Below are 5,233 nucleotides of genomic sequence, written 5' to 3'. Positions count from 1 at the left end.
ATCAAGGACAAGCTGTTCTTCTTTGCCAGCTATGAGGAGCTGAGCAGCAACCGCGACGTGCCGCAGTTCGGCCCAATCGGCAGCAGCCAGACCAATGTCGGCATCACGCCCGAGCAGATCAAGGCAGCCCAGGACGTTGCGAAGAACACCTACGGCATCGATATCGGCGGCATCCCATCGGCCGACACCCTGCTCGTCAAGGACACCTTGCTCAAGCTGGACTGGAACATCAACGAGAACCACCGCGCCAATTTCCGCTACACAAAGACCGACCAATCGCAGCCGATCGCGCCGGGATTTTCGTCGAACACGCTGTCGCTGGATTCGCGCTGGTACACGACCGGCAAGACAGTCGAGTCGGTCGTCGGCCAGTGGTTTGCCGACTGGAGCAATGTCTTCTCGACCGAGCTGAAGCTGTCCAAGCGCGACTTCGCGAGTGCGCCAGAGAATAATTCCAACATGCCAGAAGTGGCGCTGGTCTTCACCGGCACAGCACCGGCCGGCACCGCGACGGGCAACCGCACATTACGGTTCGGAACCGAGGAAACACGCCACTTCAACAACCTGCAGACCGAGACAACGAACGCCTACTTTGCAGGCAACTTGCTGCTGAACGACCACGAGATCAAGGCTGGCGTCGACTTTGAATCCAACGCGATCTATAACGCTTTCGTACGCCGCGCCAAGGGCCAGTACACCTTCCAGGGCGCCGATCCAGTCGCGCTGTGGGCAGCCGGCGCTGCCAGCGCCTACCGCATCCAGCAGCCGCAGGTCGGCCGCACACTGAATGACGCAGCGGCGGACATGACCTTCGACAATTTGGGCTTGTTCGTTCAGGACACTTGGACCGTCAACAAGCAGCTGTCGCTGATGGCAGGCCTGCGCATCGACTCGATCAGCACCAGTGACCGCCCGATTGCCAACCCCACCGCCAGCGCCGCCTTCGGCTATGACAACACGCACACGGTCGACGGCGAGAAGCTGATTCAGCCACGCTTCGGCTTCAACTACGCCTTCGACAGGGCCGACAAGCGCAAGTCGCAAGTGCGCGGCGGCGTCGGCCTTTTCCAGGGTGCCGCGGCCAGCGTCTGGTACGCCAACCCCTTCCAAAACACCGGCATGGTCCTGAACGACTATGAATGCACATTGACAGGGTCGACTGCATGTTCATTGCCGGCAAATAAAGTTGTTTACAACCCTGACCCGACCAACCAACCGAGTCTGAAAAACTCGGCTCGTCAGAACGTCGACTTCTTGGCACCGGGGGTCAGCCAGCCCTCGGTTTGGAAAATGAACTTGGCCTATGACGCAGAGTTGCCCTGGTACGGTCTGGTGGCCGGCGCCGAATGGCTGCACACCCAGGTCAAGCAGGGCCTGGCTTACAAGCACCTGAACCTTGGCGCGCCGACGGGCACCAGCCCCGATGGCCGCCAGATCTTCTGGAACGCCGCAGGTCAGAGCACCTCGTGCTGGGGCGCGGGCGGCGCAACACCGGGCGCCATCACCGGCCAGACTTGCGCCGGTGCTAGCGTGCGCAGCAACCGCAACAACGCCTTCAACGACGTCACGGTCGTCGAGGCCACCGATGAAGGCCATGGCAACACGGTGACCCTGTCGCTGAACAAGCCGACGCGCGACGGCCTCGGCTGGGGCGTGGCTTACACCCGCACCAACGCCACCGAAGTCAGCCCGCTGACATCGTCTACGGCCTTTTCGCAATGGGCCAACCGCCCGGTCTTCAACTCAAATGAGGTGGTTGACGCCAACTCGGTCTATCGCATCCGCAACCGCGTCAGCGCGAACCTGAACTGGTCCAAGGCCTTTATCGGCCAATACAAAACCAGCGTCGGCGTGTTCTATGAAGGTCGTGACGGCAAACCCTACAGCTGGACCTTCAACAACGACATGAACGGTGACGGCGTGTCCGGCAACGATCTGCTTTACATCCCGAAGGGTGTCGGTTCCGGCGAAGTGCTGTTCAAGCTGCCGAACGTGACCGGTCAGCCGGCCAACACCGTGGCCAACTCCGGCGCCGCAGCGGAGGCTAAATTCTGGTCCATCGTCGACAGCGAATCTTCGCTGAGCAACAGCAAGGGCGGAGTCGTCGGGCGCAATACCGCGCGTTCGAAGTTCGCCAACAGCTTCGATACCCGTATCAGTCAGGAAATCCCCGGCTTTTTCGGCAATCACAAGGGCGTGGTGTCGCTGGATATCTTCAACTTTGCCAACCTGCTCAACAAGAGCTGGGGCCGTATCGACGAGATCGGCTTCTCCGACGGCACCGGCGGACAGGTACGCAAGTTCGTCAACTATGCCGGTATCGAGAACGGCAAGATGGTCTATTCGGTCAACGACCCTTTCACCCTGACGACCCGGCAGAACAAGGGCGAGTCGCAATGGGCGATGCAAGTCACAGTGCGTTACGAGTTCTGAGGTCGCGCACAAATGCCGGAAGGCATTTGTGGCTAGCGAAGGCCCAAGCGCGATACAAGCGATTGGGCTGAGGTCGCGCACAAGTACCGGGAGGTACTTGTGGCTACCGAAGGCCCAGACGCGATACAAGCGGCTGGGCTGAACCTGGAACTCCCTTCAAGCCACCGACCCGGTGGCTGGCAGCAAAGAAAGAGGCCCCGCGAGGGGCCTCTATTTCGTTCGACGGCTATCGAGGCATCACTTGTTGATATCCCCCAAGCACAAATACTTGATCTCCACATAGTCATCCACCCCCTGGTGCGCGCCCTCGCGCCCCAGGCCACTTTGCTTGACGCCGCCAAACGGCACCTCGGCCGTGGCAATCAGGCCGGTGTTGATGCCGACCATGCCGTACTCCAGCGCCTCGCCAACGCGAAAGACCCGGCCGATGTCGCGGCTGTAAAAGTAGCTGGCCAGGCCGAACTCGGTGTCATTGGCCAGGGCCACCACCTCCGCCTCGGTGGTGAACTTGAACACGGGTGCGACCGGCCCGAAGGTCTCTTCACGCGAGCACAACATGGCCGGCGTCACGTCGGCCAGCAAGGTCGGCTCGAAGAACTGCACACCGTGAATGACCGAGCGCCGACCGCCCATCACCAAGCGTGCGCCCAGCGCCAGCGCGTCCGCCACATGCGATTCGACCTTGGCGACGGCCACCGCGTCGATCAGCGGCCCGACGTTGACGCCCGGCTCGAAGCCATTGCCCAACTTCAAAGCGCCGACTTTTGCCGCCAGCTTTTCGATGAAGGCGTCGTAAACCCCCGCCTGCACATAAAAGCGATTGGCGCAGACACAGGTCTGGCCGGCATTGCGGTATTTGCTGGCGATGGCGCCCTCGACGGCGCTGTCCAGGTCGGCGTCGTCAAACACGATGAAGGGCGCGTTACCGCCCAACTCCAGTGACAGTTTTTTGACCGTGTTCGCGCATTGGCGGGCCAGGATGCGTCCGACTTCGGTCGAGCCGGTGAAGGACAGGTGCCGCACCACCGGGCTGTCGCACAGCACATGGCCGATGGCGACCGAATTGTCGGCGTCGGCCGTCAACACATTCAGAACACCTGCCGGCATGCCGGCGCGCTGCGCCAACTCGGCCACGGCCAATGCCGACAACGGCGTCGCCTCGGCCGGCTTGATCACTACCGTGCAACCGGCGGCCAAGGCGGGTGCGACCTTGCGGGTGATCATCGCGACGGGGAAGTTCCAGGGCGTGATGGCCGCGCAAACGCCCATCGCCTGCTTGATGACCAGATAGCGCTTGTTGTTGTCGGTGGTCGGGATGGTTTCGCCGTAGATGCGTTTGCCTTCCTCGGCAAACCACTCGATGAAGCTGGCGCCGTAGACCACCTCGCCGCGCGCCTCGGCCAAGGGCTTGCCCTGCTCGGCCGTCATGATGCGGGCCAAGTCATCGGCATGCTTGATCAGCAATTGCTGCCAGCGCATCAGGATGGATGCGCGCTCTTTGGCGGTCTTGGCACGCCAGGGGCCGAGCGCGTTATGGGCGGCAGCGATCGCGGCTTCGGCTTCGGCCGTACCGAGGTTGGCCACCTCGGCCAGCAAGGCACCGGTGGCCGGGTCGGTGACGGCGAACTGCCCGCTGCCGGCCACCCATTCGCCATTGATCAGCGCCTGCGTACGCAAAAGGATGGCGTCATCCAGGTTGGCCAGCGGTGAAGTCGTGTTGCTTGTCATCTCATCATCTCCAACTTGAGTTCGCACTCTAACCGCTCTTCCAGGGCGCGCTGTCTCAGCGGAGCCACCCCCGCCCTTATAATCAAAAGCTCCAAAAATCAAGCATTTACTGCACTGACAAGTGCAGTTACAGCAGAAAGCCCCGGGAATGAAAGCAGCCGAAATCCGCCAGACCTTTCTGAAGTTCTTCGAGAGCAAGGGCCACCAGATCGTCGCGTCCAGCCCGGTTGTGCCCGGCGATGACCCGACGCTGCTGTTCACCAACGCCGGCATGAACCAGTTCAAGGACGTCTTTCTCGGCTTCGATAAGCGCGCCTACAGCCGCGCCACCACCAGCCAAAAATGCATTCGCGCCGGCGGCAAGCACAACGACCTCGACAACGTCGGCTACACCGCCCGCCACCACACCTTCTTCGAGATGCTGGGCAACTTCAGCTTCGGCGACTATTTCAAAGAAGACGCGATTGCCTACGCCTGGGAGCTGCTGACCGAGCACTTCCATCTGCCGGCCGAAAAGCTCTGGGTGACGGTCTACGCCGAGGACGACGAGGCCTACGAGATTTGGAACAAAAAGGTCGGCATCCCCGCAGAGCGCATCGTGCGCATTGGCGACAACAAGGGCGGCCGCTACCTGAGCGACAACTTCTGGATGATGGGCGACACGGGACCCTGCGGCCCTTGCACCGAAATCTTCTTCGACCACGGCCCCGAAGTGGCCGGCGGCCCGCCAGGCAGCCCGGACGAGAACGGCGACCGCTATATCGAGATCTGGAACAACGTCTTCATGCAGTTCAACCGCACCGAAGACGGTGTGATGCACAAACTGCCCAAGCCTTCGGTCGACACCGGCATGGGCCTGGAGCGGCTGGCGGCGGTGTTGCAGCATGTGCATTCCAATTACTCGATCGACATCTTTGTCGCTCTGCTGGATGCGGCAAAGACGGCCGCCGGCTGGGGCCCGTTCCCCGAGGGCGGCATGATGCTGCCGCGTGAGCTGGGCCCGGGTCGCCTCTGGAGCTTCGTGCTCCCCGTCGGCTTCATGGCCTTCTGCGTCGGCCACGCGCTGATGGCG

The 5,233-nt window shown here is 61.9% G+C and carries 3 protein-coding genes; 2 read left to right on the top strand and 1 reads right to left on the bottom strand.

Annotated elements, in window-relative coordinates; all coding sequences use genetic code 11:
* The coding region (locus RMO57_RS15805; protein ID WP_310388222.1) for a TonB-dependent receptor domain-containing protein at positions 1–2,433 on the top strand (2,433 nt) is incomplete at its 5' end.
* Positions 2,434–2,670: 237 nt separating this feature from the next.
* Here the strand turns inward: RMO57_RS15805 and RMO57_RS15800 are convergent.
* Positions 2,671–4,161 carry an NAD-dependent succinate-semialdehyde dehydrogenase gene (locus tag RMO57_RS15800; protein WP_310388220.1) on the bottom strand — a complete coding sequence of 497 codons (1,491 nt, stop codon included), beginning with the start codon at positions 4,159–4,161 and terminating at the stop codon, positions 2,671–2,673.
* A 148-nt stretch (positions 4,162–4,309) separates the two neighbouring features.
* Between RMO57_RS15800 and RMO57_RS15795 the strand changes: the two genes are divergently transcribed.
* Positions 4,310–5,233: alanine--tRNA ligase-related protein (locus tag RMO57_RS15795; protein WP_310388219.1), on the top strand; the 924-nt coding region annotated here is incomplete at its 3' end.

Source organism: Roseateles sp. (genome assembly GCF_031397715.1).
Taxonomy (GTDB): Bacteria; Pseudomonadota; Gammaproteobacteria; order Burkholderiales; family Burkholderiaceae_C; genus Paucibacter_A.
This window is presented reverse-complemented; position numbering and strand designations above follow the sequence as displayed.

Excerpts from the sequence above, each read along its gene's own strand:
- RMO57_RS15800 (WP_310388220.1), bottom strand. The coding sequence starts at position 4,161 with ATGACAAGCAACACGACTTCACCGCTGGCCAACCTGGATGACGCCATC.